At 59.3% G+C, this 25,387-nt stretch carries 22 protein-coding genes; 17 read left to right on the plus strand and 5 right to left on the minus strand.

Annotated features, from left to right (window positions below):
- Positions 1 to 75: 75 nt before the first annotated feature.
- The 15 genes from truA to cobA all read left to right on the plus strand — a co-directional run bounded on the left by truA (position 76) and on the right by cobA (position 17,056).
- Positions 76 to 948 carry a tRNA pseudouridine(38-40) synthase TruA gene (truA, locus tag LG327_RS12895; protein WP_404362389.1) on the plus strand — a complete coding sequence of 291 codons (873 nt, stop codon included), beginning with the start codon at positions 76 to 78 and terminating at the stop codon, positions 946 to 948.
- Complete coding sequence (locus LG327_RS12900; protein WP_404362391.1) at positions 945 to 1,589, plus strand: phosphoribosylanthranilate isomerase; 645 nt, start codon at positions 945 to 947, stop codon at positions 1,587 to 1,589. The genes truA and LG327_RS12900 overlap by 4 nt, the downstream gene beginning before the upstream one ends.
- The gene (gene trpB / locus LG327_RS12905) at positions 1,576 to 2,790 is read left to right on the plus strand and encodes a tryptophan synthase subunit beta (RefSeq protein WP_404369416.1); all 1,215 of its coding nucleotides are present in this window, start codon (positions 1,576 to 1,578) and stop codon (positions 2,788 to 2,790) included. Before LG327_RS12900 ends, trpB begins: the two co-directional genes overlap by 14 nt.
- A 56-nt stretch (positions 2,791 to 2,846) precedes the next feature.
- Complete coding sequence (gene trpA / locus LG327_RS12910; RefSeq protein WP_404362392.1) at positions 2,847 to 3,659, plus strand: tryptophan synthase subunit alpha; 813 nt, start codon at positions 2,847 to 2,849, stop codon at positions 3,657 to 3,659.
- A gap of 53 nt (positions 3,660 to 3,712) precedes the next feature.
- Positions 3,713 to 4,639, plus strand: a complete 927-nt coding sequence (accD, locus tag LG327_RS12915) for an acetyl-CoA carboxylase, carboxyltransferase subunit beta (protein ID WP_404362394.1) — start codon at positions 3,713 to 3,715, stop codon at positions 4,637 to 4,639.
- The gene (gene folC / locus LG327_RS12920) at positions 4,623 to 5,933 is read left to right on the plus strand and encodes a bifunctional tetrahydrofolate synthase/dihydrofolate synthase (RefSeq protein ID WP_404362396.1); all 1,311 of its coding nucleotides are present in this window, start codon (positions 4,623 to 4,625) and stop codon (positions 5,931 to 5,933) included. Before accD ends, folC begins: the two co-directional genes overlap by 17 nt.
- Positions 5,934 to 6,055: 122 nt before the next feature.
- Complete coding sequence (locus LG327_RS12925; protein ID WP_404362398.1) at positions 6,056 to 6,676, plus strand: SPOR domain-containing protein; 621 nt, start codon at positions 6,056 to 6,058, stop codon at positions 6,674 to 6,676.
- 88 nt (positions 6,677 to 6,764) lie between these two features.
- Positions 6,765 to 7,310, plus strand: coding sequence for a CvpA family protein (locus tag LG327_RS12930; RefSeq protein ID WP_404362400.1), 546 nt, complete (start codon positions 6,765 to 6,767; stop codon positions 7,308 to 7,310).
- A gap of 36 nt (positions 7,311 to 7,346) precedes the next feature.
- Complete coding sequence (gene purF, locus LG327_RS12935) at positions 7,347 to 8,888, plus strand: amidophosphoribosyltransferase (protein WP_404362402.1); 1,542 nt, start codon at positions 7,347 to 7,349, stop codon at positions 8,886 to 8,888.
- Between the two features lie 11 nt (positions 8,889 to 8,899).
- Complete coding sequence (locus tag LG327_RS12940) at positions 8,900 to 10,123, plus strand: O-succinylhomoserine sulfhydrylase (protein WP_404362404.1); 1,224 nt, start codon at positions 8,900 to 8,902, stop codon at positions 10,121 to 10,123.
- A gap of 65 nt (positions 10,124 to 10,188) precedes the next feature.
- A complete protein-coding gene (locus LG327_RS12945; protein ID WP_404362405.1) occupies positions 10,189 to 12,792 on the plus strand; it encodes a DNA translocase FtsK in 2,604 nt (867 codons plus the stop codon).
- A gap of 10 nt (positions 12,793 to 12,802) precedes the next feature.
- Positions 12,803 to 13,441: an outer membrane lipoprotein chaperone LolA gene (lolA, locus tag LG327_RS12950; protein WP_404362407.1), complete on the plus strand. Its 639-nt coding sequence runs from the start codon at positions 12,803 to 12,805 to the stop codon at positions 13,439 to 13,441.
- On the plus strand, positions 13,441 to 14,790 hold the full coding sequence (locus tag LG327_RS12955; protein ID WP_404362409.1) for a replication-associated recombination protein A: 1,350 nt from the start codon (positions 13,441 to 13,443) through the stop codon (positions 14,788 to 14,790). The genes lolA and LG327_RS12955 overlap by 1 nt, the downstream gene beginning before the upstream one ends.
- A gap of 125 nt (positions 14,791 to 14,915) precedes the next feature.
- Positions 14,916 to 16,196 carry a serine--tRNA ligase gene (serS, locus tag LG327_RS12960; RefSeq protein WP_404362411.1) on the plus strand — a complete coding sequence of 427 codons (1,281 nt, stop codon included), beginning with the start codon at positions 14,916 to 14,918 and terminating at the stop codon, positions 16,194 to 16,196.
- Positions 16,193 to 17,056: a uroporphyrinogen-III C-methyltransferase gene (cobA, locus tag LG327_RS12965; protein ID WP_404362412.1), complete on the plus strand. Its 864-nt coding sequence runs from the start codon at positions 16,193 to 16,195 to the stop codon at positions 17,054 to 17,056. Before serS ends, cobA begins: the two co-directional genes overlap by 4 nt.
- Positions 17,057 to 17,133: 77 nt before the next feature.
- Here the strand turns inward: cobA and LG327_RS12970 are convergent, their stop codons facing one another.
- Positions 17,134 to 18,207, minus strand: coding sequence for a 3-deoxy-7-phosphoheptulonate synthase (locus LG327_RS12970; protein WP_404362414.1), 1,074 nt, complete (start codon positions 18,205 to 18,207; stop codon positions 17,134 to 17,136).
- 247 nt (positions 18,208 to 18,454) lie between these two features.
- On the opposite strand from LG327_RS12970, the gene LG327_RS12975 reads away from it, so the two are divergent.
- Positions 18,455 to 20,314: a DUF1631 family protein gene (locus tag LG327_RS12975; protein ID WP_404362416.1), complete on the plus strand. Its 1,860-nt coding sequence runs from the start codon at positions 18,455 to 18,457 to the stop codon at positions 20,312 to 20,314.
- Positions 20,315 to 20,345: 31 nt separating this feature from the next.
- On the plus strand, positions 20,346 to 20,756 hold the full coding sequence (locus LG327_RS12980) for a PilZ domain-containing protein (protein ID WP_404362417.1): 411 nt from the start codon (positions 20,346 to 20,348) through the stop codon (positions 20,754 to 20,756).
- 39 nt (positions 20,757 to 20,795) lie between these two features.
- On the opposite strand, the gene LG327_RS12985 is transcribed toward LG327_RS12980, so the two are convergent.
- The 4 genes from LG327_RS12985 to LG327_RS13000 form a co-directional block, all read right to left on the minus strand.
- On the minus strand, positions 20,796 to 21,581 hold the full coding sequence (locus tag LG327_RS12985; RefSeq protein ID WP_404362419.1) for an enoyl-ACP reductase: 786 nt from the start codon (positions 21,579 to 21,581) through the stop codon (positions 20,796 to 20,798).
- Between the two features lie 66 nt (positions 21,582 to 21,647).
- Positions 21,648 to 23,261 carry an ABC transporter ATP-binding protein gene (locus LG327_RS12990; RefSeq protein ID WP_404362421.1) on the minus strand — a complete coding sequence of 538 codons (1,614 nt, stop codon included), beginning with the start codon at positions 23,259 to 23,261 and terminating at the stop codon, positions 21,648 to 21,650.
- Position 23,262: 1 nt separating this feature from the next.
- Positions 23,263 to 24,285 carry an ABC transporter permease gene (locus LG327_RS12995; protein ID WP_404369419.1) on the minus strand — a complete coding sequence of 341 codons (1,023 nt, stop codon included), beginning with the start codon at positions 24,283 to 24,285 and terminating at the stop codon, positions 23,263 to 23,265.
- 7 nt (positions 24,286 to 24,292) lie between these two features.
- A complete protein-coding gene (locus LG327_RS13000; protein WP_404362423.1) occupies positions 24,293 to 25,369 on the minus strand; it encodes a microcin C ABC transporter permease YejB in 1,077 nt (358 codons plus the stop codon).
- Positions 25,370 to 25,387 lie beyond the last annotated feature (18 nt).

Genomic DNA, 25,387 nt, shown 5'->3' on the forward strand with positions numbered 1-25,387 from the left:
ACGCGCATGACGCCGGCGACCCTTACGGGTCCCGGCGTTTTGTTTTTGTTCGGACCTGAGAATTGGTAAACCTCCTTGTTTGTCTGCCACCCCGACCTGACCACAGATGATGCAATTGGGAGCGGCCGGGTCGCTCTGGTTTTTGAGTACGATGGTGCCTGCTTTCATGGCTGGCAGTATCAGAAATCCGGGATCCCCTCTGTTGAAGGGGTGCTGAGCCGGGCCGTGGCCAAAGTGGCAAACCATCCGGTGGAATTGGTCTGTGCCGGCCGGACCGACGCCGGAGTCCATGCCAGTTATCAGGTGGTGCATTTTGATACCCGGTCCATCCGGAATATCCGCTCCTGGGTGATGGGTATCAACACCGCCCTGCCGAGCTCGGTGTCCGTGCACTGGGCAGGCAACATGGCAGATGAGTTTCACGCCCGTTTCTCGGCGCATCACCGGCGCTATCGCTATGTGATATACAACCATCCGGTTCGGCCAGGTATCCTGCGCCATCAGGTTTCCTGGAACTACCGGCCGCTGGACGCTGGTGCCATGCACAGGGCTGCCCAGGTTCTTGTTGGTGAGCATGACTTTTCCTCGTTCCGCGCCGCTGGCTGCCAGTCCCGCACGCCCAACCGGAATCTCCATCACATCACGGTAACCCGCCATGACGATTTCCTTGTCATTGATGTCCAGGCCAATGCCTTTCTTCATCACATGGTCAGGAATATTGCCGGTGCGCTAATGGCGGTTGGGTGTGGCAAGCGACCATCGAGCTGGATTCATGACATACTGGGGGCTCGCAATCGGACGCTGGCGGGAGTGACTGCGCCTCCCTATGGCCTGTACCTGGTGGACGTGGGTTACCCCTCCGCTTTTGGTGTGCCAGCCAGCGAACCCGGCCCGGGTTTTGCGCGACCCTGGTTTAAATCTGAAACGCAGGTGAGCGAAATCCCATGAGAACTCGTACAAAAGTGTGTGGCATCACAACCCGCGACCACGCTGTGGCAGCTGCGACGGCCGGAGCGGACGCCATTGGTCTGGTGTTCTATGGGCCCAGCCCCAGGGCCGTAACCCTGGAGGTGGCTGCGGACATAGCTCGCGCGCTCCCGGCCTTTGTCAATCTGGTGGGGCTGTTTGTGAACCCTTCGCCAGCCGAAGTGAAGGCTGTAACTGAAGTGGTACCCCTGGATCTACTGCAGTTTCACGGGGATGAAACACCAGCCTTCTGTGAGGGTTTTGCGCGACGCTGGATCAAGGCGGTGCGGGTGCAGAACCGGGAGGATATTGAAGCAGCTTTTCACACTTACCATAATGCGTCTGGAATACTGGTGGATGCCTGGGATCCCGCCCTTTACGGGGGTACTGGCAAGGGCTTTGACTGGTCACTGATACCGTCCAGGAGGCCGGTGCCGCTGATATTGGCCGGCGGTTTGAACTCTGATAACGTGGCTCGCGCCGTTGCACAGGTGAGACCCTGGGCGGTTGATGTCAGTGGCGGGGTGGAGCTGAAAGGTCCCAATGCGCGGAAAGGTATCAAAGACGTGTCCCGAATTAACGAATTCCTGAAAGAGGTTCACCGTGTCGATGAAACTGACTGACGAAATGCTCAGCATGCTTCCGGATACCCGCGGCCATTTTGGTGCTTATGGCGGGCGCTTTGTCTCGGAAACCCTGATGGATTCACTGATGATTCTTGAGCGGGAGTATCTCCGGCTCAAAACGGATCCGGACTTTCAGGCCCAGTTCGACAAGGACCTGGCGCATTACGTAGGTCGTCCCAGCCCGCTGTACTTTGCGGAGCGGCTGACGAAAAAGGCGGGCGGAGCCCAGATCTGGCTCAAGCGGGAGGACCTCAACCACACCGGTGCCCACAAGGTAAACAACACCGTCGGCCAAGCCCTTTTGGCCAGCTTTCTGGGCAAGAAGCGGATCATTGCGGAGACAGGAGCCGGTCAGCACGGTGTTGCCACGGCTACCGTGTGTGCCCGCCTGGGGCTTGAATGCCACATTTTCATGGGTGCAGAAGACGTCCAGCGGCAGTCCCTGAACGTTTTCCGGATGAAACTGCTTGGTGCTCAGGTGCATGCGGTCACCAGCGGCACCCGCACTCTCAAGGACGCAATGAATGACGCCATGCGTGACTGGGTCACCAATGTGGACGACACCTTTTACATCATTGGTACCGTGGCCGGCCCCCATCCCTATCCGCTGCTGGTGAGGGATTTCCAGTCGGTGATCGGACGGGAAACCCGGGAGCAGTCCCTGCGTCAGGCCGGCAAGCTGCCTGATGCGCTGGTTGCATGCGTTGGCGGCGGGTCCAATGCCATTGGCATGTTCCACCCCTTCCTGACGGACGAAAGCGTCGAAATGTACGGTGTCGAGGCTGGCGGCCTGGGTATTGAAACCGGCCGTCACGCAGCGCCACTGTCGGCCGGTCGGCCAGGGGTATTGCACGGCAACCGGACCTATCTGATGGAAGACGAGAATGGTCAGATTGCCGGCACCCATTCAGTCAGCGCCGGTCTGGATTACCCCGGCGTGGGTCCGGAGCACAGCTGGCTGAAGGATATCGGTCGCGCCCACTATGTTTCGGTAACCGATGACGAGGCGCTGGACGGCTTCCGGGAACTGACCAGGGTGGAAGGCATCATGCCGGCGCTGGAGACAGCTCATGCAGTGTCCTATGCCATGAAGCTTGCGCCGACAATGAGCAGTGACAAGATGATCGTGATCAACATTTCCGGCCGCGGTGACAAGGACATACACACGGTTGCCCAGCTTGACGGTATTGAACTTTAAAAACAGCGGACCGGGGCGGCATTGCGACCGCCACCATCAGGGATAAAGGAGCAGGCATGAGTCGTATTGCAGGTGTGTTTGAGGCATTGAAAGGTCAGGGGCGCAAGGCTCTTATTCCGTATATCACCGCGGGGGATCCGGCTCCGGACCAGACAGTTGGCCTCATGCACACGCTGGTAAAGGCCGGCGCCGACATCATTGAGCTGGGAGTGCCATTTTCTGATCCCATGGCCGATGGTCCGGTAATCCAGCTTGCCTGCGAGCGGGCGCTTGTCCACGGCACCTCCCTCCGGCAGGTGCTGGGCATGGTGCGCAGCTTCCGCGAGACGGACGACCGCACCCCCGTTGTGCTCATGGGCTACCTCAACCCCATGGAAGCCATGGGCTTCGAAGCATTCGCCGATTCAGCAAAGGACTCCGGAGTGGACGGCATTCTGACCGTTGACCTGCCGCCGGAAGAGGCCGATGAGGTGGCACCGCTGTTTACAGCCCGGGAGCTGGATGCCATTTTCCTGCTTTCCCCGACTACCACAGATGAGCGGATCCGGGCAATCAGTGAGCACTCCTCGGGATATGTGTACTATGTTTCTTTCAGGGGTGTGACTGGCGCAAAGGGAATCAATGTCCCGGAAGTGGCAGACAGGGTAAACAATATTCATACTCTGACGGCTTTGCCGGTGGCTGTCGGGTTTGGCATCAGGGATGCGCAGACCGCTGCCGAGGTTGGCAGGGTATCCGATGGTGTAATTGTTGGTAGTGTGCTGGTGGATACAATAGCCAGTAACCAGACCGACCCGGAGCAGCTGAAGCGGGCTTTGACGGATCTGTTGCACCCCATGCGTGAGGCGCTGGACGGACTTGCCTCCTGAATCAGCGCGTCCAGGCGCTCTGAACAGAAAGCCTTAAAGTACAGGATGACATCATGAGTAACTGGCTGGACAAGATAATGCCGAGCATGATCCGCTCGGATTCCAAGCAGCGGACCAGCGTGCCGGAAGGGCTCTGGAAAAAGTGTCCCAAGTGCGGCGGTTTTCTTTACAGGCCTGAGCTGGACAAGAACCTCGATGTCTGCCCCAAGTGCAATCACCACATGCGAGTTACCGCAAGGCGCCGGCTGGACATATTCCTGGACCCGGAAGAGCGGGAGGAGATTGCCAATGACCTTGAGCCCTGGGACCGTCTGAAGTTCAAGGACACCCGCCGCTACAAGGAGCGTCTCGTCCAGAACCAGAAAGCCACCGGCGAAAAAGATGCGCTGGTGGTCATGAAGGGCCGCACCCTCGGTGTGCCCCTGGTGGCATGCTCTTTCGAGTTCAATTTTCTTGGCGGCTCCATGGGCCAGGTGGTGGGGGAGAAGTTTGTCCGGGCCGCCAATATTGCCCTGGAGGAGCGCATTCCTCTGGTCTGCTTTTCCGCCAGCGGTGGCGCGCGCATGCAGGAGGCAATTCTCTCCCTCATGCAGATGGCGAAGACTGCTGCTGTGCTGGAGCGCATGAAGCAGGAGGGTGTTCCCTATATTTCCGTACTGACGGACCCCGTGTTCGGCGGTGTATCAGCCAGCCTGGCCATGCTGGGGGACCTCAACATTGCAGAGCCCCACGCACTGATCGGCTTTGCCGGTCCGCGGGTTATCGAGCAGACGGTTCGGGAGAAGCTGCCAGAGGGATTTCAGCGTAGCGAATTTCTTCTGGAGCATGGCGCCATCGATATGATTCTCCATCGCCACGAGCTCAGAAGCCGGATTGCATCGGTTCTGGCCAAATTCACCGGCCAGGAAAAACCGGAGCCGGAAGCACCGATCGAATTCGAGCCTTCGGAAAAGCCTGAAGTGAATGTCCCTGAGCAGTAAAGGCCAGGGTCCGGTCAGACCGGGCCCCGACGCCTCTCTGGACGCCTGGTTGAGCTATCTCGAAGCTCTCCACCCATCTGAAATCGATATGGGTCTGGATCGGGTCCTTTTGGTCCTGCGTCGTCTGATGCCGGGCAGACCCGGGGGCCGCATCATCACCGTGGGCGGCACCAATGGCAAGGGCAGCACCGTCGCCTGCATTGAGGCGCTGCTGCTTGCCGCCGGCAGGCGCGTTGGTACCTATACCTCGCCCCATCTCACCAGGTATAACGAACGCATCCGGGTGAACGGGCAGGATGTTGATGATGCCTCCCTGATCTCGGCGTTTGAGAAGATTGAAGCGGCCCGGGGTTCGGTGTCCCTGACTTATTTTGAGTTCGGCACCCTGGCCGCGTTTCTGGTGATGCAGGAAGCAGGCCTGGATGACTGGGTGCTGGAAGTGGGTCTGGGCGGCAGGCTGGATGCGGTCAATGTCCTTGACGCAGATCTGGCCATCATCACCTCCGTCGACATAGACCATGCCGCCTGGCTGGGCAATGACCGGGAGACCATTGGTTTTGAAAAGGCCGGCATATTGCGCCAGGGGCGCCCGGCCATATACGCCGATCAGGCGCCACCGGGTTCCGTACTGCAACAGGCCAGGGCCCAGCAGGTGCCTCTCTGGCGCTATGGCGTGGACTACTCCGTGCCCGAAGATGGCAGCCGCGTTGATATCCCCGAGCTGGATCGCCGGGTTCCTTTGCCGGTGACGCCACTGCCGGTCACCAGCCTGGCGGCGGCGGTAATGGCCGTGCTCTGGCTTGAGCCTGATCTTTCCGATACCACCATTTTCAGCACCCTTGCCAGAGTCCGTGTGCCCGGCCGCTTCGAGTGCCTTCAGGAGCATCCCCGGGTTGTTCTCGATGTGGGTCACAACCCGCACGCCGCCCGCTGGCTGGCGGCTCGGATGAACGAAATTGCCCCGCCGCCCGGGAAAGTCTTCGCGGTCTATGCCTGCCTTGAAGACAAAGACAGTGCCGGGGTAGTGGTTGAGCTCATGGGTACAGTGGACCACTGGATTCTCGCAGGTCTGTCAGGAAACCGGGGACTGGGTGTGCCGGCTCTTGAGTCCCGGCTGCAGGGACTTCTGGCTGCAGGTACCCAGCATAGTTGTGATACTGTGACGGAAGGTGTGAATCTGGCGCTGGAGCGCGCCTCCCCGGAAGACCTGATTATTGTTTTCGGTTCTTTTTATACCGTGGCGGAAGCCCGCCTTTACCTCCTCTCGACCCTCGGCGGAGGGAAGGGCAGTTAAAGTTCAGTCATGGACGCTATGGGACTTTGAGTTATCACCCCTGGCCGGTTAGTATCCGCACTTGAGCCGGCTCGGATAGCGAGCGGCGCCCAGGACAGTTACTGAAGGGGAGAGTAAATAACGTGGATGGTCTCAAGCAACGGCTGATCGGAGCCCTGGTGCTCATATCCCTGGCCGTTATTTTCGTGCCCATGCTGTTTGATGAGCCTCACGTCGAGCGCTCTTCCCGTGTTCTGGACATAGCTGAGGAGCCGCCTTTCCCCGAGGTTGAGCGGCCCCCCGAGCCTTCTGCGGAACCCCCTTCCTACCGGATTGAAGAAGTAGAGCCGCCGCAGGTCCCTGAAAGGGACGCCGACGAAGGGGCACAGGCGGCGGCCCCTGCAGAAGAGCCGAAGCCAGTTGTTGAGCCCGAACGCCGTTCCGAAGAACCAGTTGCGGATACTGCTCCGTCTGCAGCGGAAGTGGAGTCCGAGCCAGCTCAGAGTGTCGAATTTGCCCGCTCCCTGGAAGGCGCCTGGGTGGTTCAGCTCGGCAGCTTTGGCAATGCCGATAACGCCCGCCGGTTGCGGGACAATGTTCGCGAAAAAGGCTATGACGCCCATACACAGCGGGTAGAAGGCGGTGAAACCACCTTCACCCGCGTATTTGCCGGTCCCTTTGCCGACAAGGAAGATGCCCGGGAAGCCAAGGGTGAGCTGGACACGGCGTTTGGGGTCAACGGTCTGATCGTATCCGGCGAGTAGCGGGCCGGGCAGATCCAGGTTTTTACCGGTTTGGTGTGGCCCTTATTCCTGATAGAATTCGCGCTTTCGTATTACTGTCGGGTTGCTCATGAATGCGCTGATCTGGATTGATTGGGTCATCATCGCACTGATTGCCGTGTCAACGCTGATCAGCCTCAAACGTGGATTCGTCAGGGAAGCCCTGTCGCTGGTTTCCTGGGTTGGCGCTTTCATCATTGCACGTACGTTCCATCCCCAGATGCAGGCTCTGCTGGAAGGCACCGTGGAAACACCCATGGTTCGTCTTGTGGCGGCCTTTGCCATTCTGTTTTTTGGCACGCTGATTGTGGGGGCGATCATAAACAACATGATTGGCCACCTGGTGAAGGCCACAGGCCTTACGGCAACGGATCGGGTGCTGGGAATGGGGTTTGGTCTGCTGCGGGGGCTGGTGGTGGTCATTGTGGCTATAGCCTTCACCCGTTACACACCCCTGGCGGAAGACACCTGGTGGCGAACCTCCATCATGATTGACCGCCTTGCAGTCGTTGAAGAGTGGTCCAGACGGACCCTTGGCGACGAATTCGGCCGGTATCTCGGTCCCGCTGCCGAGGCAGACACGGATGCCGCAGTCATGGGAACGCTCGCCCATTAATATTTCTGTTTTAATGCTCTGGAGAAGTCAGTACCCATGTGTGGAATTGTAGGAGTAGTCAGTACCACCAACGTGAATCAGACGTTGTACGACGCCTTGACCGTCCTTCAGCACCGGGGCCAGGATGCGGCCGGCATTGTGACATTTCAGGCTGACCGGTTTTTTCTGCGCAAGGACAACGGCCTGGTGCGGGATGTGTTCCGCACCCGCCACATGCAACGACTGGTCGGCAACGTGGGTATTGGCCATGTCCGCTATCCCACAGCGGGCAGTGCCAGTTCTGCAGAGGCTCAGCCATTTTACGTCAACAGCCCCTATGGCATCACCCTGGCCCACAATGGCAACCTGACCAATGCAGACGATCTGAGCCGGGATCTCTTTCGCACCGATCTGCGCCATATCAACACCAATTCCGACTCCGAAGTCCTGCTCAATGTGTTTGCCCATGAGCTCCAGAAGCTGGGCAAGCTGGACCCCACGAAGGAAGAGATCTTTTCCGCCGTCAGCGCTGTTCATGAGCGTTGCCGGGGCGCCTATGCAGTGATTGCCATGGTTACCGGCTATGGCATTGTGGGCTTCCGGGATCCGAACGGGATCCGTCCCGTCTGCTACGGCGTCCGGAAAACGGAAGCCGGTCAGGAGTACATGATCGCCTCGGAAAGCGTCGCCCTGAGCGCCGCCGGCTTTACCCTGGTGCGTGACATAGCGCCGGGAGAGGCGGTCTACATTGAGACGGACGGCACTCTTTATACCCGCCAGTGCGCAAAAGAAAATCACCTGATTCCCTGCATCTTTGAACATGTCTACTTTGCCCGCCCTGACTCCATCATGGACCGGGTCTCCGTCTACAAGGCCCGTCTGAGAATGGGGGAGACCCTCGCGGACAAGGTTCTGCGGGAAAATCCGGACCACGACATAGATGTGGTCATGCCGATTCCCGATACGAGCCGGACGTCCGCCATGCAAATGGCTTACCGGCTGGGGGTCAAGTTCCGGGAAGGGTTCATCAAGAACCGCTATATCGGCCGCACCTTCATTATGCCAGGGCAGAAGCTGCGCAAGAAATCCGTGCGCCAGAAACTGAATCCGATCGACCTGGAATTCCGGGGCAAGAATGTAATGCTGGTGGATGACTCCATTGTCCGGGGGACGACCTGCAAAGAGATTGTGCAGATGGCCAGGGACGCTGGTGCCCGCAAGGTGTATTTTGCCTCCGCTGCGCCGCCTGTCCGGTATCCCAACGTCTACGGCATCGATATGCCAGCGGCCAGTGAACTTATCGCCCATGATCGCAGCATCGAGGAAATCCGCGAGCTGATTGGCGCAGACTGGCTGCTTTATCAGGATCTCGATGACCTGATTACCTGCGTCAGCGATGTCAATCCGGATATCGAGGGCTGGGAGTGTTCCGTGTTTGACGGCCATTATGTGACAGGAGACATTGACCGAGCCTATCTTGAAAAACTCGAATCCCAGCGCGGTGACGAGATCCAGTCGGGAGCAGCTTCCCAGGGATACAGCGATGTGGGCAGAGACACGGACAATGGGATTATTGACCTGCATAACGACGACGACTGAGGCGCGGTATTATGACTCTGCGACGTGAAGAGTTTGTATCCATTCCTGAATCCGATCTCGATGGGGTTTCGGTTGATACCCTTGCCGTGCGTGCAGGACAGATCAGAACCGACCAGCTGGAGCACGGTGATGCCATCTTCCCGACCTCCAGTTTCGTTTATGGCAGTGCAGCCCAGGCAGCGGCCCGGTTTTCTGGCGAAGAGCCTGGCAACATCTATTCCCGGTTCACCAACCCCACAGTGCAGGCCTTTGAAGCAAGGATTGCGGCGATGGAAGGCGGTGAGCGGGCGGTCGCGACAGCCTCTGGCATGGCGGCGATCCTGAGCATCTGCATGTCGCTGCTGCAGAGTGGCGATCATGTGATCTGCTCTCGCGGCGTGTTCGGCACCACCAATGTACTTTTCCAGAAGTACCTGGCCAGGTTTGGCATTGAAACGACTTTTGTCAGCCTCACGGATCTGGACGAATGGCAAGCATCGGTGCGTTCCAATACCCGCATGATGTTCATCGAGACCCCCTCCAATCCCCTGTGCGAAGTGGCGGACATGACGGCACTTGCTGCCCTGGCCCGGGCCTCGGGCGCACTGTTCGTCGTGGATAACTGCTTCTGCACACCGGTATTGCAACGGCCGTTTGAGTTCGGGGCCGATATCGTCATGCACTCCGCCACTAAGTATCTGGATGGCCAGGGCCGATGCCTCGGGGGCGTTGTAATAGGCTCCAGCAAGCTGATGGAAGAAGTCTACGGATTCCTCCGTTCAGCCGGGCCGACTCTCAGTCCTTTCAATGCCTGGGTGTTTCTCAAGGGACTGGAAACCTTACCAATCCGTATGCGCGCCCACTGCGAGAATGCGCTAGAGTTGGCACACTGGCTGGAACAGCAGCCCGGGGTCGAAAAGGTCTTCTACGCCGGCCTGAAAGATCATCCCCAGCATGACCTGGCCGCGCGCCAGCAGAGCGGTTTTGGCGGGGTGCTGTCGTTTACCGTCACCGGCGGCAAAGATGCGGCCTGGGCATTCATTGACGCCACCCGCATGATTTCCATTACGGCCAACCTGGGAGATGTGAAAACCACCATCACACATCCTGGCACGACAACCCACGGCCGCCTGTCTCCGGAAGACAGAGAGAAAGCGGGAATCACCGACAACCTGATCCGCCTGTCAGTGGGCATTGAGTCGCTGGAGGATATCCGGAATGATCTCAGGCGTGGTTTTGCCGCATTTTCTTCCTGACGCACCGATTAATCACACCGTTTAACCGAGTGCCACGACAAAGCAACGGAGCAGTCTGATCATCCATGGCCCAGTCCAGAAAAGCAGCAACAGCGCCAGAACTGACCGAAAAGCAGGAGCGTTTCAGCCGCCTTGTGGCTGAAGGCGCCCGGGAGGGCGCCGTTATTGCGCTGATCGCACTCTGCATCTACCTGGCCATGGCGCTGGTCACCTTCAGTCCGGCTGATCCTGGCTGGGCCAGCATCGGCCATGAAACCCATGTCTCCAACGCAGCTGGTCGGACAGGAGCCTGGCTGGCGAGCCTGCTGCGGGACTGCTTTGGCCAGGTTGCCTTCCTGTTTCCTGTCATGGTCGCAGGTTATGCCCTGATGCTCATCCGGCTGCGGCATCAGCCCCTGGACCTGCACTGGCCCCTGTTCCTCGTACGATTCTGCGGTTTTCTGCTGATTCTCCTGTCGGCGACCAGCCTGCTGTCTCTTTACTCGGTATTTGGTCTGGGGGCTTCGTCCGGGGGCGCCCTGGGCGTCGCCGTATCGGAGGCCATGGTGCGTCTGTTTAACCTGCCGGCCACCACCCTGTTGCTGGTGGCCATCTTCCTGTTTGCACTCACCATAACCGTTGGCCTGTCCTGGTTCAGCCTCATGGACAGGGTTGGCAATATGACTCTTGGCTTCATTGCCGCAGTCAAATCCCTGTTCAGTTCTTCCGACCGGAAAAAACCAGCCGCGGATGACTCTGCTTCTTCCACTGGCAAAAAGGCCAACAGCCAGAAAGCTGACCAGAAGGCAGTGGAGCCTCCGATTGTCCAGAGTCGTGTTCCCGATCGTAACGAGCGCCCCTGGTGGAAGCGCCTGCTCGGCATTGGCCGTGTGCGGCGCAAGAAGGAAGCGCCACCGCAGAGGCGCGAGCCAGCACTGGATGGCCTCATGGGCCAGATCAGCGAACCGGGAAGGCTGGAAAGTTTTTCATCCCGGGATGCGGCCCCGGAGACTCCGGTGGAATCCATGTCCGCAGAGCCTTCGGCAAAGCAGGGCAGGGGGGAACCTGAAGCAACACCCGCGGCAATTGCAAAAGCTCTTAAAATTTCACCGTTCAAGCGGAATGAAGAGCCAGCGCAGGCAGCGGGAAAGAAGCAGCCATCGCTGTTTGATGATGTTGAATCGTCAGTCCCGCCGATTTCACTGCTGGACCCACCGGATGAGCGCAAGGAAACCGGCTACTCCGAGGAGTCTCTCGAGCACATGTCCCGCCTGCTGGAAGAAAAACTGGCGGATTTTGGTGTTTCCGTGGAAGTGGTCGAGGTTAACCCCGGCCCGGTGATTACCCGGTTTGAGATCAAACCGGCGGCCGGGGTGAAAGTCAGCCGGATTTCCAATCTGGCGAAAGATCTTGCCCGCTCTCTAGCCGTACTGAGTGTGCGGGTGGTGGAGGTGATTCCCGGCAAGTCGGTGGTGGGCATTGAAATTCCGAATGAAACCCGGGAGATGGTCCGTCTCAGTGAAGTGCTCAGCGCCCGCGTATTCACTGAGTCCACCTCGCCGCTGACTCTCGCGCTGGGTAACGATATCGGTGGCAACCCGATGGTCGCCAACCTTGCGAAAATGCCCCACCTGCTGGTCGCCGGGACCACCGGTTCCGGCAAATCGGTCGGGGTGAATGCCATGTTGCTGAGCATGCTGCTCAAGGCCACTCCAGAGGAAGTCCGGTTCATCATGGTGGACCCGAAAATGCTCGAACTGAGCATTTATGACGGCATCCCCCATCTGCTGACCCCCGTGGTCACGGACATGAAGGATGCCGCCAACGCCCTGCGCTGGTGTGTGGCGGAGATGGAGCGGCGCTACAAGCTGCTGGCTACTCTTGGGGTGCGTAATCTGGCCGGCTTCAACCGCAAGGTGAAGGACGCTGCAGAGGCCGGTGAGCCTCTGCTCGACCCCTTCTGGAAGCCGGACGAGTACCTGGACAATGATGAGCAGTTACGGCCGGAACTGGAGACTCTCCCTTTCATCGTTGTGGTTATTGACGAATTTGCCGACATGATGATGATCGTGGGCAAAAAGGTGGAAGAGCTGATAGCAAGAATCGCCCAGAAGGCCCGGGCGGCCGGCATCCACCTCATCCTCGCCACCCAGAGACCCTCAGTGGATGTCATCACCGGCCTGATCAAGGCGAACATACCCACCCGCATGTCGTTCCAGGTATCATCCAAGATTGATTCCCGGACCGTGCTGGATCAGGGTGGGGCGGAGCAGCTTCTGGGGCACGGGGACATGCTGTATCTGCCCCCGGGTTCCGGCCTGCCAGTCCGGGTGCATGGCGCTTTTGTAGACGATGACGAGGTCCACCGGGTGGTCAGTGCCTGGAAAGAACGGGGCGAACCCGTGTATGTGGATGATGTCCTGAGCGGCGCGGAAGGTGAAAGCCTGCCTGGCGTGCCCGGGAGTTTTTCCGACGGCGGGGACAGCGAGTCCGACAGCCTGTTTGATGAAGCAGTCGCTTTTGTGACAGAGGGGCGCCGGGTGTCCATTTCATCCGTACAGCGAAAGTTCAAGATTGGTTATAACCGCGCTGCCAATCTCGTGGAGGCCATGGAGGCTTCCGGAGTGGTGAGTTCGGCCGGTAACAATGGCGCGCGGGAAGTGCTCGCGCCGCCGCCCCCAAGAGATTAGGAGAATATGCATGGTTCTTAAAAGCATCTGGATCTGGAGTCTGGCGTTCGCTCTTGCGGCCACCACCGCAGCAGCCGGGGGCGGGAACAGCGCGGAACGGCTTGCGGAAGAGCTTCGCAGCTACCGCACATTCCAGGCGGATTTTGTCCAGACGGTCATCGACGCCCAGGGTGCGAAGGTCCAGGAGGCCCGGGGCACCCTGAAGGCAAAGCGCCCCGGGCTTTTTTACTGGAAAACAGAAGAGCCGATGAGGCAGTTTATTTCCGCCGACGGCGACAGGGTAACTGTCTATGACCCGGATCTTGAGCAGGTAACCATCCACCCGATGGACGAACAGGTTGCCGGTACGCCAGCCCTGCTGCTCAGCGGAGAAGTTGAGAATCTTGCCGCGACCTACGACGTCACCTCCCGGTCCTTTGGTGAAAAGACCCGGGAATACACCCTGGTGCCGAAAAGTGAGGATTCCCTGTTTTTAGCCCTGACGCTCACCTTTTATGACGGTGAACTGCAGGAAATGAGGCTGGAGGATTCACTGGAACAGAGAAGCGTTCTGAACTTCGACAATATCCGGATTAATGAGGAAATTCCGGACAGCGCCTTTGAGCTGGAATATCCTGACACCGTTGATGTGATCCAGGGCGCCGGTTGATGCAGGAGGGCCTGTTTGCGGACAAGCGGGGCATCGAGCCTCTGGCCGCCCGCATGCGGCCCCGCAGTCTTGGCGAGTATGTGGGCCAGGCCCATCTGGTTGGGCCCGGGAAGCCTCTGAGAAGGGCGGTGGAGCAGGGGCAGCTTCATTCCATGATTCTCTGGGGCCCCCCTGGCGTCGGCAAGACCACCTTTGCCCGCCTGCTGGCCAATCTCTCCGAGCTTTCCTTTGAGACCATGTCCGCGGTGATGAGCGGGGTCAAGGATATTCGCGCGATTGTCGACCGGGCCAGACTGCGGCAACAGGGCGAAGGCAGGGAAACGCTTCTCTTTGTGGACGAGGTCCACCGGTTCAACAAGAGCCAGCAGGACGCCTTTCTGCCCCACATTGAAGACGGCACCTTCGTATTTGTCGGTGCCACCACTGAAAACCCTTCCTTTGAACTGAACAGTGCACTGCTTTCCCGGACCCGGGTCTATGTCCTCAAAAACCTGGAAGAAGAAGATCTGGTTACGCTTCTGCAGCGGGCACTGGAGGCGCCGGAGGGCCTGGATAACTCTGTTCGGGTGGAGGAAGACGTGCTTGGCATGATGGCCCGGGCCGCAGGCGGTGATGCCCGGCGTGCGCTCAATATTCTTGAGGTCGGGGCGGATCTGGCGGAGCCGGACGGGGACGGGGTCCCCTGCATTGGCGAACGGCAACTGGAACTGGTGTTACAGACCAGCCTCAGGCGCTTCGACAAGGGCGGTGATGTCTTCTACGATCAGATTTCAGCGCTCCACAAGTCTGTCAGGGGGTCCGATCCGGACGGCTCGCTTTACTGGATGTGCCGGATGCTTGATGGCGGCTGCGATCCGTTGTATGTGGCCCGTCGGCTGGTCCGGATTGCCAGTGAGGATATAGGCAATGCGGATCCAAGGGCGCTCCGGCTTTGCCTGGACGCCTGGGAAACCCAGGAACGGCTGGGGTCGCCCGAAGGGGAGCTGGCTCTGGCCCAGGCTGTGACCTATCTGGCACTGGCCCCCAAGAGCAATGCCGTCTACAAGGCCTACAATGCCTGCGTGGCCAGTATCCGCGCGGAACCTGATTACGAAGTACCCGTCCATCTGCGCAATGCCCCCACCAAACTGCTCAAAAGTCTGGGCCATGGCGATGAATACCGTTATGCCCACGACGAGCCGGACGCTTTTGCCGCTGGCGAGGAATACCTGCCAGAGGCGATCAGAGGCCGCCGTTATTATGAACCCGTGGAGCGGGGTCTGGAGATCCGGCTGGCGGAGAAGCGCGCAAGACTGGATGCCCTGAATCAGGGCAGTGACCGCAGACGCTTCCCCTCCGGCGATCGCTGAGGGCTTTCGCGATCATGGCCCGGCCAGCACAATTGGCCGGGTGCTGTGGTCACCAGGGTCAGGGCGGGTATAATGCGTCGACTATTGCCGTTTTCGATTCATTCCATTGACCACACAGGATGACCATGCTCGACCCCAAACGTGTTCGCAATCAGACGGAAGAGATCGCACGCCGACTGGCGGTCAAACACTTCAGCTTTGATCAGCCCGCTTTCGAGTCCCTGGAAGAGCGCCGCCGTTCTCTTCAGATACGGGCGGAGACCCTGCAGAGTGAGCAGAACCGCCGCTCGAAGTCCATCGGCAAGGCCAAAGCTGCAGGGGAAGACATCCAGCCTCTGCTGGATGAAGTGGAAGATCTGAAAAAACAGCGTTCCGAAGCGGAAGAAGAGTTCCGGGCCCTGCAGGAAGAGCTGGATGCCTTTCTCGCCGGCATTCCCAATGTGCCGGACGAAACCGTCCCTGAAGGCAAAAGCGAAGATGACAACCTGGAGATCCGGCTCTGGGGCTCCCTTCCATCCTTTGACTTTCCCGCGCAGGATCACGTGGCTCTGGGAGAGGGTCTGGGCGGCCTGGACTTTGAAAAGGCGAGCAGGCTGGCACAATCCCGCTTTGCCGTCATGCAGGGGCCGATTGCCCGCCTGCACCGGGCCCTTGCACAGTTCATGCTGAACCTTCACACCAGCAAGCATGGTTATACTGAAACTTACCTTCCCTACATGGTCAATGCGGACACCCTGTTTGGCACCGGGCAACTGCCCAAGTTCGAAGAAGATCTGTTCCGCGTGGAAGGCGAGGGTGGTAACCGTCTTTACCTGATTCCGACTGCTGAGGTTCCGGCCACCAACCTGGTGAGCAACTCCATTCTTGATCCGGAAGATCTGCCCCTGAAACTTGTCTGCCATACCCCCTGTTTTCGGAGTGAAGCCGGCTCCTATGGCCGTGATACGCGGGGACTGATCCGGCAGCACCAGTTTGACAAAGTAGAGCTCATTCACATCGTCCGGCCCGGGGACTCCGAGCAGGCCCTGACGGAACTGACCGGCCACGCGGAAAAGGTACTCCAGCTTCTGGAACTGCCCTACCGGGTGATGGAGCTGTGCGGGGGCGATATCGGTTTTGCTGCGGCCCGTACTTTTGATCTTGAGGTCTGGCTGCCAGGGCAGAACAACTACCGTGAAATTTCCTCCTGCAGTAATACCCGGGACTTCCAGGCACGCCGCATGCACGCCCGCTGGCGTAACCCGCAAACCGGCAAGCCGGAGCCGGTTCATACACTCAATGGTTCCGGCCTTGCGGTGGGCAGAACCCTGGTCGCCGTGATGGAAAACTACCAGGAGGCGGATGGCAGCATCCGTATTCCCGAGGTTCTCAGGCCCTACATGGGAGGTCTCGAGAAGATTCAATGAGCGATCGTGAGCACAGGCCGTCAGAGGCAAACGCGCGTCCCGGGCCGGCACTGCCGCCCCGCTATCGGGGGAACCCGATAACCGCAAACCCGAACAGCTCCGAGGGCGAGGTGTTTCTGGTTGGTGCTGGCCCCGGCGATCCTGAACTGCTCACGCTCAAGGCCTGGCGGATTATCACGACCGCTACCGTGGTGCTGTACGACCGACTGGTTTCACCGGAGATTCTGGACCTGATACCACCGGAAGCCGAGCGGATACACGTAGGCAAACAGCGCTCCAGGCATACCCTGCCCCAGGAAAAGATAAATGACCGGCTGGTGGAACTGGCAAAGGCGGGCCACCGGGTATTGCGCCTGAAAGGCGGGGATCCATTCATATTTGGCCGCGGCGGTGAGGAAATAGAGACCCTGGCGGACGCGGGCGTCCGTTTTCAGGTGGTGCCGGGCATCACGGCTGCCTCCGGTTGTGCGGCCTACGCTGGCATACCCCTGACGCACAGGGACCATGCCCAGTCGGTCCGCTTCGTGACAGGCCACCTGAAGAATGACACCTGCGACCTGCCCTGGAATGATTTCGTGCAGAACAACCAGACCCTTGTGTTTTACATGGGTCTGGTTGGGCTTGCTGTGATCACCCGGGAGCTGATTGCTCACGGCATGGACGAAGCCATGCCGGTGGCACTGATCTCGAAGGGCACCACGCGGGACCAGCGGGTGGTGGTGGGTGAATTGAACAATATTGTCGAGCGAGTCAGTGAAAGCGGGGTTCAGGCGCCGACCCTGATTATCATCGGACATGTGGTAACCCTGCGTACACGGCTTGACTGGCTTGGGGCCGACTTCCCGGAATACCGGGAGTAGTCAGGGCAGGGAACCCACCAAAAAAACGCCCCGTTAAACGGGGCGTTTTCTGTTTTTCATGTTGGCTTCCAGGCGAGTCAGCTGATCCGCTTCGGCAGTACATCCCTGACCTTGTCGCGCAGGTCCCGCAGGGCCTTTTCCGTGGTCGGCCAGTCAATACAGGCGTCGGTGATGGATACGCCGTATTTCAGGTCTTCCAGATTCTCCGGAATCGACTGGTTACCCCAGTTGAGGTGGCTCTCCACCATCAGACTCTGGATGGACTGGTTGCCTTCAAGAATCTGATGGGCGATATCCTGGATCACCAGTGGCTGGATGCCCGGATCCTTGCTGGAGTTGGCGTGGCTGCAGTCCACCATGATGGACTGGCGCAGGCCGGATTTTGCCAGTGCCTGTTCACACAGGGCGACGCTCACCGAATCGTAGTTGGGCTTGCCGCCGCCACCGCGAAGAACCACGTGGCCGTGAGCATTGCCCCTGGTCCGGACGATCGACACCTGGCCTTTCTGGTCAATGCCCAGGAAGCTGTGGGGATGAGCGACCGACTTCATGGCGTTGATGGCAACATCCAGGCTTCCGTCGGTGCCATTCTTGAAACCGATGGCCATGGACAGGCCGCTGCTCATTTCCCGGTGGGTCTGCGATTCAGTGGTGCGCGCGCCGATGGCGGACCAGGAAATGGTGTCCTGCAGGTACTGGGGGGAGATGGGGTCCAGCGCTTCGGTAGCTGTTGGCAGGCCGAGCTCGGCGATGTCCAGCAGAAGCCGGCGGCCGATCTGCAGCCCCTGTTCGATATCAAAGGAATCATTCAGATGGGGGTCGTTGATAAGTCCTTTCCATCCGATGGTGGTCCGGGGCTTTTCAAAATACACCCGCATGACGATACACAGGGTGTCGCTCAGCTCATCCGCCAGGGCCTTGAGTTTGCCGGCATATTCATGGGCGGCTTTGACATCGTGAATGGAGCAGGGCCCGACCACGACAAAAAGGCGGTGATCCTTGCGGTCAAGGATGTCAAAGATCTGCTGGCGTCCACGGCTTACCGTCTCAGCTGCGCTCTCGGACAAAGGCATATCGGCTTTAAGCGCCTCCGGTGTGATTAGCGCTTCCTGACTGGCCACGTTGACGTTCTCGAGTTTACTGCCGGACATGTTGTTATGATCCCCGAAATGTTCAGCCCGCCAGCCGGTAATGGCTGTAAAGCCGGGGCTGAGGGCGCGCGAAGTACCTGATTTGAGTGCTGGATATACTGCGTTATTTGCCTGGTCTTTGCAACGCAGCGACAAACTGATACGCAGCCATTGTGGACGCGGGCCCGGCCTCGTGCTGCAATGTCTGGCGGTGGCGTTTTACTTCGCTTGAGCCACTCTGACTCCCGACTCAATGGCACTGGACCGAATGGCAGCTGACTCTCTCCCGGAATCACCGGACACTCAGGCAGACGGTGAAGTCAAAAAACGTATTGATGCCATCCTGACAGGCATCCGTGTGCCGGACCTGCCCTATCCGGTGGGGCGGGTGGAGCCGGATCAGCAGCCGGACTGGCGCCCGCTTTTATTATCCTGCTGGAAAGAGCAGCGGGATGAATCCGTTACCCATCTGTTGAAGTCCGTTTCCCTGACCTGGACCGTGACCCAGGTTAATGCCGCCTATATTGCCGACCGCATTATGGATATTTTTCTCCGCACCTCCGGCCTGCACCCGGTGCTGGTGCAGCGTGTAGCACGGCTGCGTTTTCTGCTGGCCTGGCGCATGGGAGAAGGTGGTGCATCCGCCTTTGAAGACAGTATTCGTGACTGGATCGACAGTCTTGCCGATCTGCGTGGCTGGAGTGACTCCGGGGGGCGTTCGTCCCGGGCGCTGCTGGATCAGCTGGATAACCTGGTGATCGTCGTATCCCGCAGTTTTGAAACACAGTCCCTTGAGCCCTTTGGGCAGTTTGCTTCCGACTGGCACAGGGAAGCCGCCCAGCGCCAGGAGCGCTCGGTCCGGCTGCACGAACGGTTGCTGGAAACCGAGCAGGGTGCAGCGAGTCAGCGCCAGGCGGAGCAGGTTGCCAGAGCCACCGTGGGCCGTACCCTCAAAGGCCGGGAATTGCCGGAACTGGTTATCAGCTTTGTCACTCAGACCTGGTTGCCTCTGTTGCGACAGGTCGCCTGGGCGTCCGGTACTGACAGCAATGACTGGCGCCATGCCAGCAAGCTTCTGGAATGGCTGGTGTGGGTGGGCGACCCGGGCCTTTCAGACCGGGACCGTGACCGGCTGTACCAGGTTGGCGAGCAGTTGGGTGACAAGTTGAACGATGTCTGGAGTCGGGTCCAGGGCAAAACCATGCCTGCAGATTCGCTCCAGGGCATAGAGTCGGTTCTTGTAGCCAGGCTTCGGGGCGAAATGCCCGACATGCAGCCTGCGATTTCCCCTGAACGACCTTTTCCATTTGATGGCCGCTGGCTGGCAAGCACCAGAGTAGACCCGGACAAATTGCAGACATACCGCGGTCACTGGTTCGTGGAAGGAGAGGGCAATAAGGAGCAGCGGCGCTATTTGCTGGACCTTCTTGAGCATTCCGGCGAGGTGCTCTGGACCAATGGTTTCGGGGTCAAGCTCGGCCTGAGTTCCTGGCTGGGTGTGGTTGAGTCGATCGAACAGGGCCAGTTGAAGCTTCTGCCGGACCTTAACCGTTTCGCATCGGTGCTGGCGGATACCGTGGAAGCTCTGGCCCGGGTTCTGCTGGCCCAGCGGCGTCAGAGACAGAAAGCCGCCGCCGAGGCAAAGGCAAAGGCTGACGCCCTGAGGGCCGACAAGGAAGCCGCTGATCTGCGGCGCCGGGAAGAGGAGGCTGCAGCCCTGGCAGAACAGAAGCGGCTCAAGGCTGAGGCCGATGCCCGTCGCATGGAGGATGAAGCCGCGGCCCGTGAGCGCCTTGAGAAAGCCCGTTTTGCCGAGGCCCTGGTCCAGGTGGATGGCATAAAGGCTGGGGGCTGGATCGCGATCGAGCGCAGGGAAGACCAGCCGACGACACAGAGTGATGGGACCAGTGCCGGAGCCCAGAGGCTAAAGCTGGCCATAAGGATCAACGCATCCCGGAAACTGGTGTTTGTTGATCGGCTTGGTCTGAATCGAACAGAATTTATTGTGGAGGATCTGGCGACCCTGGTTGCAGCAGGCGGGGCGCGGGTGCTCAATCAGGCGGCTGAATTCGACGACACCCTGTCACGGGTGGTTGGCCGTATTCGGGTGGGAAAAGGCCAGGGCTGATCCATACAGCCGGGATTGGCGGGAGAAGTGAATGAACCAGGACAATTACAGCTTTGGTCAGGAAGGACAGGTTTCGCCGGAGAACGATCAGCGTTCGGAGTTTCGCCTGACCGGCCGTGTCAGAATCGAGCTGGAGCTGGAGGCGCCCGACCCTGAAGCGGATGAGGACGTGTCCGGCAACCGCATTGCATGCCATACCAACGATCTGTCGGTAAACGGATTGTGTATCGAGACCAGGGAACCGCTGACCCCCGGAGCGCTCTTGCCAATGGCCGTGTCCCTTGCGGGTTCCGGCGGCAGTTACGCCCTTACAGTGGAGGTGGTCTGGTGTGAGTCGAGAGGCCATGACGGCTGGGTTACAGGGCTGAAAATCCTGCCCTCGGACGAAACTTCCTATATAGAGTGGGTGGACGCCATGGCGCAGGCAATGACTCAGGACTGAGCCATGCCTGCGCCAATTCTGCGCTAAAATCCTGCGGGATTACTCTTCCACAGGGCCCATGGCAGTAACATTGAAACCACCATCCACGTACAGGATCTCGCCGGTGATACCACTGGCCATGTCGGAGCTCAGGAACGCCGCGCTGTTGCCAACTTCTTCTATCGTCACGTTCCGGCGCAGGGGCGCGCGTTTGGCATTTTCCGACAGCATTTTGCGGAAACTCTTGATACCTGAGGCGGCCAGAGTCCGGATGGGACCGGCGGATATGGCGTTGACGCGGATACCTTCCTCGCCGAGGCTGGCGGCCATGTAGCGCACGTTGGCTTCCAGCGATGCCTTGGCCAGACCCATGACGTTGTAGTTATGCAGGACCTTTTCAGAACCGAGATAGGTCAGGGTGAGCAGTGAGCCACCTTCCCGAAGCATGCTCCGGCCCGCTTTGGCCAGGGCCACGAAGCTGTAAGAGCTTATCTCGTGGGCGGTGCGGAACCCCTCACGGGTGGTGACTTCAACGTAGTTGCCGTTGAGCTCATGGGCGGGGGCGTAGCCCACCGAATGCACGATGATGTCAATTCCGTCCCAGTGCTTGCCCAGTTCTGTGAATACCGCTTCGATTTCCTCGTCGCTTGCAACGTCACAGGGAAAAGTCAGTTCGCTACCCCAGTCCTTCGCAAACCCCTCAACGCGGCCCTTGAGCTTTTCGTTCTGATAGGTGAAGGCCAGCTCGGCACCCTGCTGGTAAAATGCTTCGGCGATGCCCGCTGCGATGGATAGTTTGCTGGCAACACCGACGATCAGTGCCCGCTTACCGCTGAGTAATCCCATGAGTCTCTTCTCCCCTGTTCTGGTTTTGCCGCCATTATGTCCGATGCCGGCGGTTTCTGGTAACGCTCAATTGGTCGTAGCCGGCCCTTCCGTCTGCTGGTAATACAGAGCAGCACTCAGCAGGGTCTTCGTGTATTCCGCCTGGGGTCTTGCAAAAATGCGCTCCGCGGGCCCGTATTCCACTACCTGGCCATCCTTGAGCACCAGCAGTTGATGGCTGAGGGCCCGGACCACTGCCAGGTCGTGGCTGATGAAGATATAGCTCAGCCGATAACGCCGCTGCAACTCTCCCAGCAGTTCGATGACCTGCTTCTGTACGGTGCGGTCAAGGGCTGACGTGGGCTCGTCCAGGATAATCAGGTCTGGCTGCAGGACCAGAGCACGGGCAATGGCAATACGCTGACGCTGGCCCCCGGAAAATTCATGAGGGTACCGGTGTCGGGTTTCCGGATCCAGGCGGACATCCGTCAGAGCCTGAATCACTTTCCGGTCATGGGCTTCGGCGCTATCCGGTTCATGGATTTCCAGTCCTTCCCGGATGATTTCCGCAATGGACATGCGCGGGCTCAGGCTGCCGAATGGGTCCTGGAAGACAATCTGAATCCGTTTCCGGAACGGCCGGAACTGCCGCTGGTTGAGCCCACCCAGGGCGGTGTCCCGGAACTGGACGTTGCCGTCGCTGCCTATCAGCTTGAGCAGGGCATGGCCGATGGTTGTCTTGCCGCTGCCGCTTTCTCCCACCACCCCCAGGGTTTCGCCCTTGCCCAGCTGAAAGCTGACGTCCTGCACGGCGCGGAAGGCTTTTCTGGTTTTGCCCAGAAGGGATTTTTTGATCACAAACTGGACGTTCAGACCTTCGACCCTGAGCATGGCTTCCGGCTTATATTCCAGGGCCGGCGGTGACGCCGGCGGCTCCGCATCCAGCAGCCGCCGCGTATAGGCGTGAGAGGGGGCTCTGAACAGACTCTCCGTGTCCGCCTGTTCAACGATACGGCCCTGTTCCATAACGGCCACGCGATCCGCGTAGCGGCGCACGATGGCCAGGTCATGGGTGATCAGAACTATGGCCATGCCCAGCTTTTTCTGGAGGGATTTGAGTAGCTCCAGCACCTGTTTCTGCACCGTCACATCCAGGGCGGTAGTGGGTTCATCCGCCACCAGTATGTCCGGCTCGTTGGCCAGCGCCATGGCGATCATGACCCTCTGTTTCTGGCCTCCGGAGAGCTGATGGGGAAAGCTGTTCATGCGGCTTTCCGGGTCCTGGATCCCAACCAGATCCAGTAGCTCAAGGCAGCGACGCCTGGCCTCGGGCCCGCGCATTCCCCGGTGCAGAGCGAGAGTTTCCGTGATCTGCTTTTCCACCGTGTGCAGCGGATTGAGCGACGTCATCGGCTCCTGGAAGATCATGCTGATCGCGCGGCCACGGATCTGGCGGAGCCGTTTGATCGGTACTCTGAGCAGATCCTCGCCCTGGTACTTGATGGTGCCGCCAGGATAGGACACCTGGCGCTCATCCAGCAGCCTGAGGATGGACAGCGCAGTGACCGACTTGCCTGAGCCGCTTTCTCCGACCAAGGCCAGGGTTTCGCCCTCGCTCAGGGTCAGGGACACGTCCCGGACCACCGGCTCATTGGTACCGAAGGCGATAGAGAGATTGTCCAGCGTCAGCAGGTCTGCCATATCAGCTCTTTCTCGGGTCGAATGCGTCACGTACGGCTTCCCCCACGAAAACCAGCAGAGTAAGCATCAGGGCCAGACTCACGAAGGCGCTGATGCCGAGCCAGGGCGCATGAAGATTGGTCTTGCCCTGGGCGATCAGCTCACCCAGCGAAGGGGAGCCTGAAGGCAGGCCGAAACCAAGGAAGTCCAGTGACGTAAGGCCGGTAATGGCGCCGGTTAGAATGAAGGGCACGAAGGTCAGAGTTGCAACCATGGCATTGGGCAGTATGTGCCGGAACATGATCATCCGGTTTCCCAGCCCAAGGGCCCTGGCGGCCTTCACATATTCAAAATTGCGGGCCCGCAGGAACTCCGCCCGCACTACATCCACCAGCCCCATCCAGCTGAACAGCAGCATGATGCCAAGAAGAAGCCAGAAGGTCGGCTGGATGATGCTGGACAGAATGATCAGAAGGTACAGGGCCGGAAGGCCGGACCAGATCTCGATAAAACGCTGCCCCAGCAGGTCGATCTTGCCGCCGTAAAAACCCTGGATGGCGCCTACGATGACGCCCACGATGCAACTGAGCACCGTAAGTACCAGACCGAATAGCACGGAGATCCGGAAGCCGTAGATGACTCTTGCCAGCACGTCCCGGCCCTGGTCGTCCGTGCCCAGCCAGTTCTCCATGGAGGGTGGGGCCGGGGAGGGCTGGTCAAGATTGTAATTGATGGTGTCGTAGCTGAATGGGACTGGTGGCCAGAGAATCCAGCCGTTGGCCTCTATTTCATCCAGGATGAAACTGTCACGGTAATCGGCTTCGGTGGGCAGGAAGCCGCCAAAGGTTTCCTCGGGAATGCTTTCAACCACCGGAAAGTAGAAGCTGTCCCGGTATTCAATCATCAGGGGCTTGTCATTGGCGATGAGCTCGGCAAACAGGGACAGGCCAAAAATGCCGAGGAAGAGCCAGAGAGACCAGAAACCCCGGCGGTTCCTGCGGAACGAGGCCAGGCGGCGCTGCTGAATGGGTGAGAGCCTGGGCATCCGCATTTCAGCTCTCCCTGCTTTCGAAGTCGATGCGGGGATCCACCAGCACGTAGGTAATGTCGCTGACCAGCTTCAGCACCAGCCCCATGAGGGTAAAGATGTAGAGGGTGCCGAAGATCACCGGGTAGTCCCGGTTCAGGGCCGCCTCGAAGCCCAGCAGGCCGAGTCCGTCCAGCGAGAAGATGACCTCAATCAGCAGTGAGCCGGTGAAGAACAGCGCCACCAGAACCCCTGGCAGACTGGCAATTACGATCAGCATGGCGTTGCGGAAAACATGGCCGTAAAGCACCTGGCGCTCCTCCAGGCCTTTTGCCCTGGCGGTGACCACATACTGCTTGCCAATTTCATCCAGAAAGGAGTTTTTGGTGAGCAGGGTGAGGGTGGCGAAGCCCCCGATTACGTTGGCAAAAACCGGCAGAGCCAGATGCCAGAAATAGTCACCGACCTGTTCGTACCACGTCATCTGGTCAAAACCGGGGGAAGTCAGGCCGCGCAGGGGAAACCAGTCGAAATAGCTGCCTCCGGCAAAAAGCACGATCAGCAGGATGGCGAACAGAAAGCCGGGGATGGCATAGCCCACCACGATCACGGAGCTGGTCCAGACATCGAAACGGGAGCCGTCGGTTACCGCCTTGCGGACACCCAGGGGAATGGAAATGAGATAGATGATGAGGGTGGACCACAGGCCCAGGGATATCGAGACCGGCATCTTGTCCAGAATCAGCTCGATAACCGTGCGGTCCCGGTAGAAGGACTCGCCGAAATCGAAGGTGGCGTAATCACCGAGCATCTTGAAAAAACGCTCATGGGCGGGCTTGTCGAAACCGTAAAGTACTTCCAGTTCCTCGAGCAGTTCGGGCGGGATGCCTCGCTCCCCACGGCTTTCGCCGGCGGAAACCTCGGGCCCGCCACCACCTCCGGATGCGCGGCTCAGAGCGCTGCCGCCGTGGCCTTCCATCTCCGCAATCATCTGCTCGATGGGGCCGCCAGGAGCCGCCTGGACTATGACAAAATTGAGTAGCATGATGCCGATCAGGGTTGGAATGATCAGCATCAGCCTTCTGAGAATATACCCGCCCATGGGTTAGTGGTGCTCCCT

This window comes from Marinobacter sp. (assembly GCF_044799475.1).
Taxonomy (GTDB): Bacteria; Pseudomonadota; Gammaproteobacteria; order Pseudomonadales; family Oleiphilaceae; genus Marinobacter.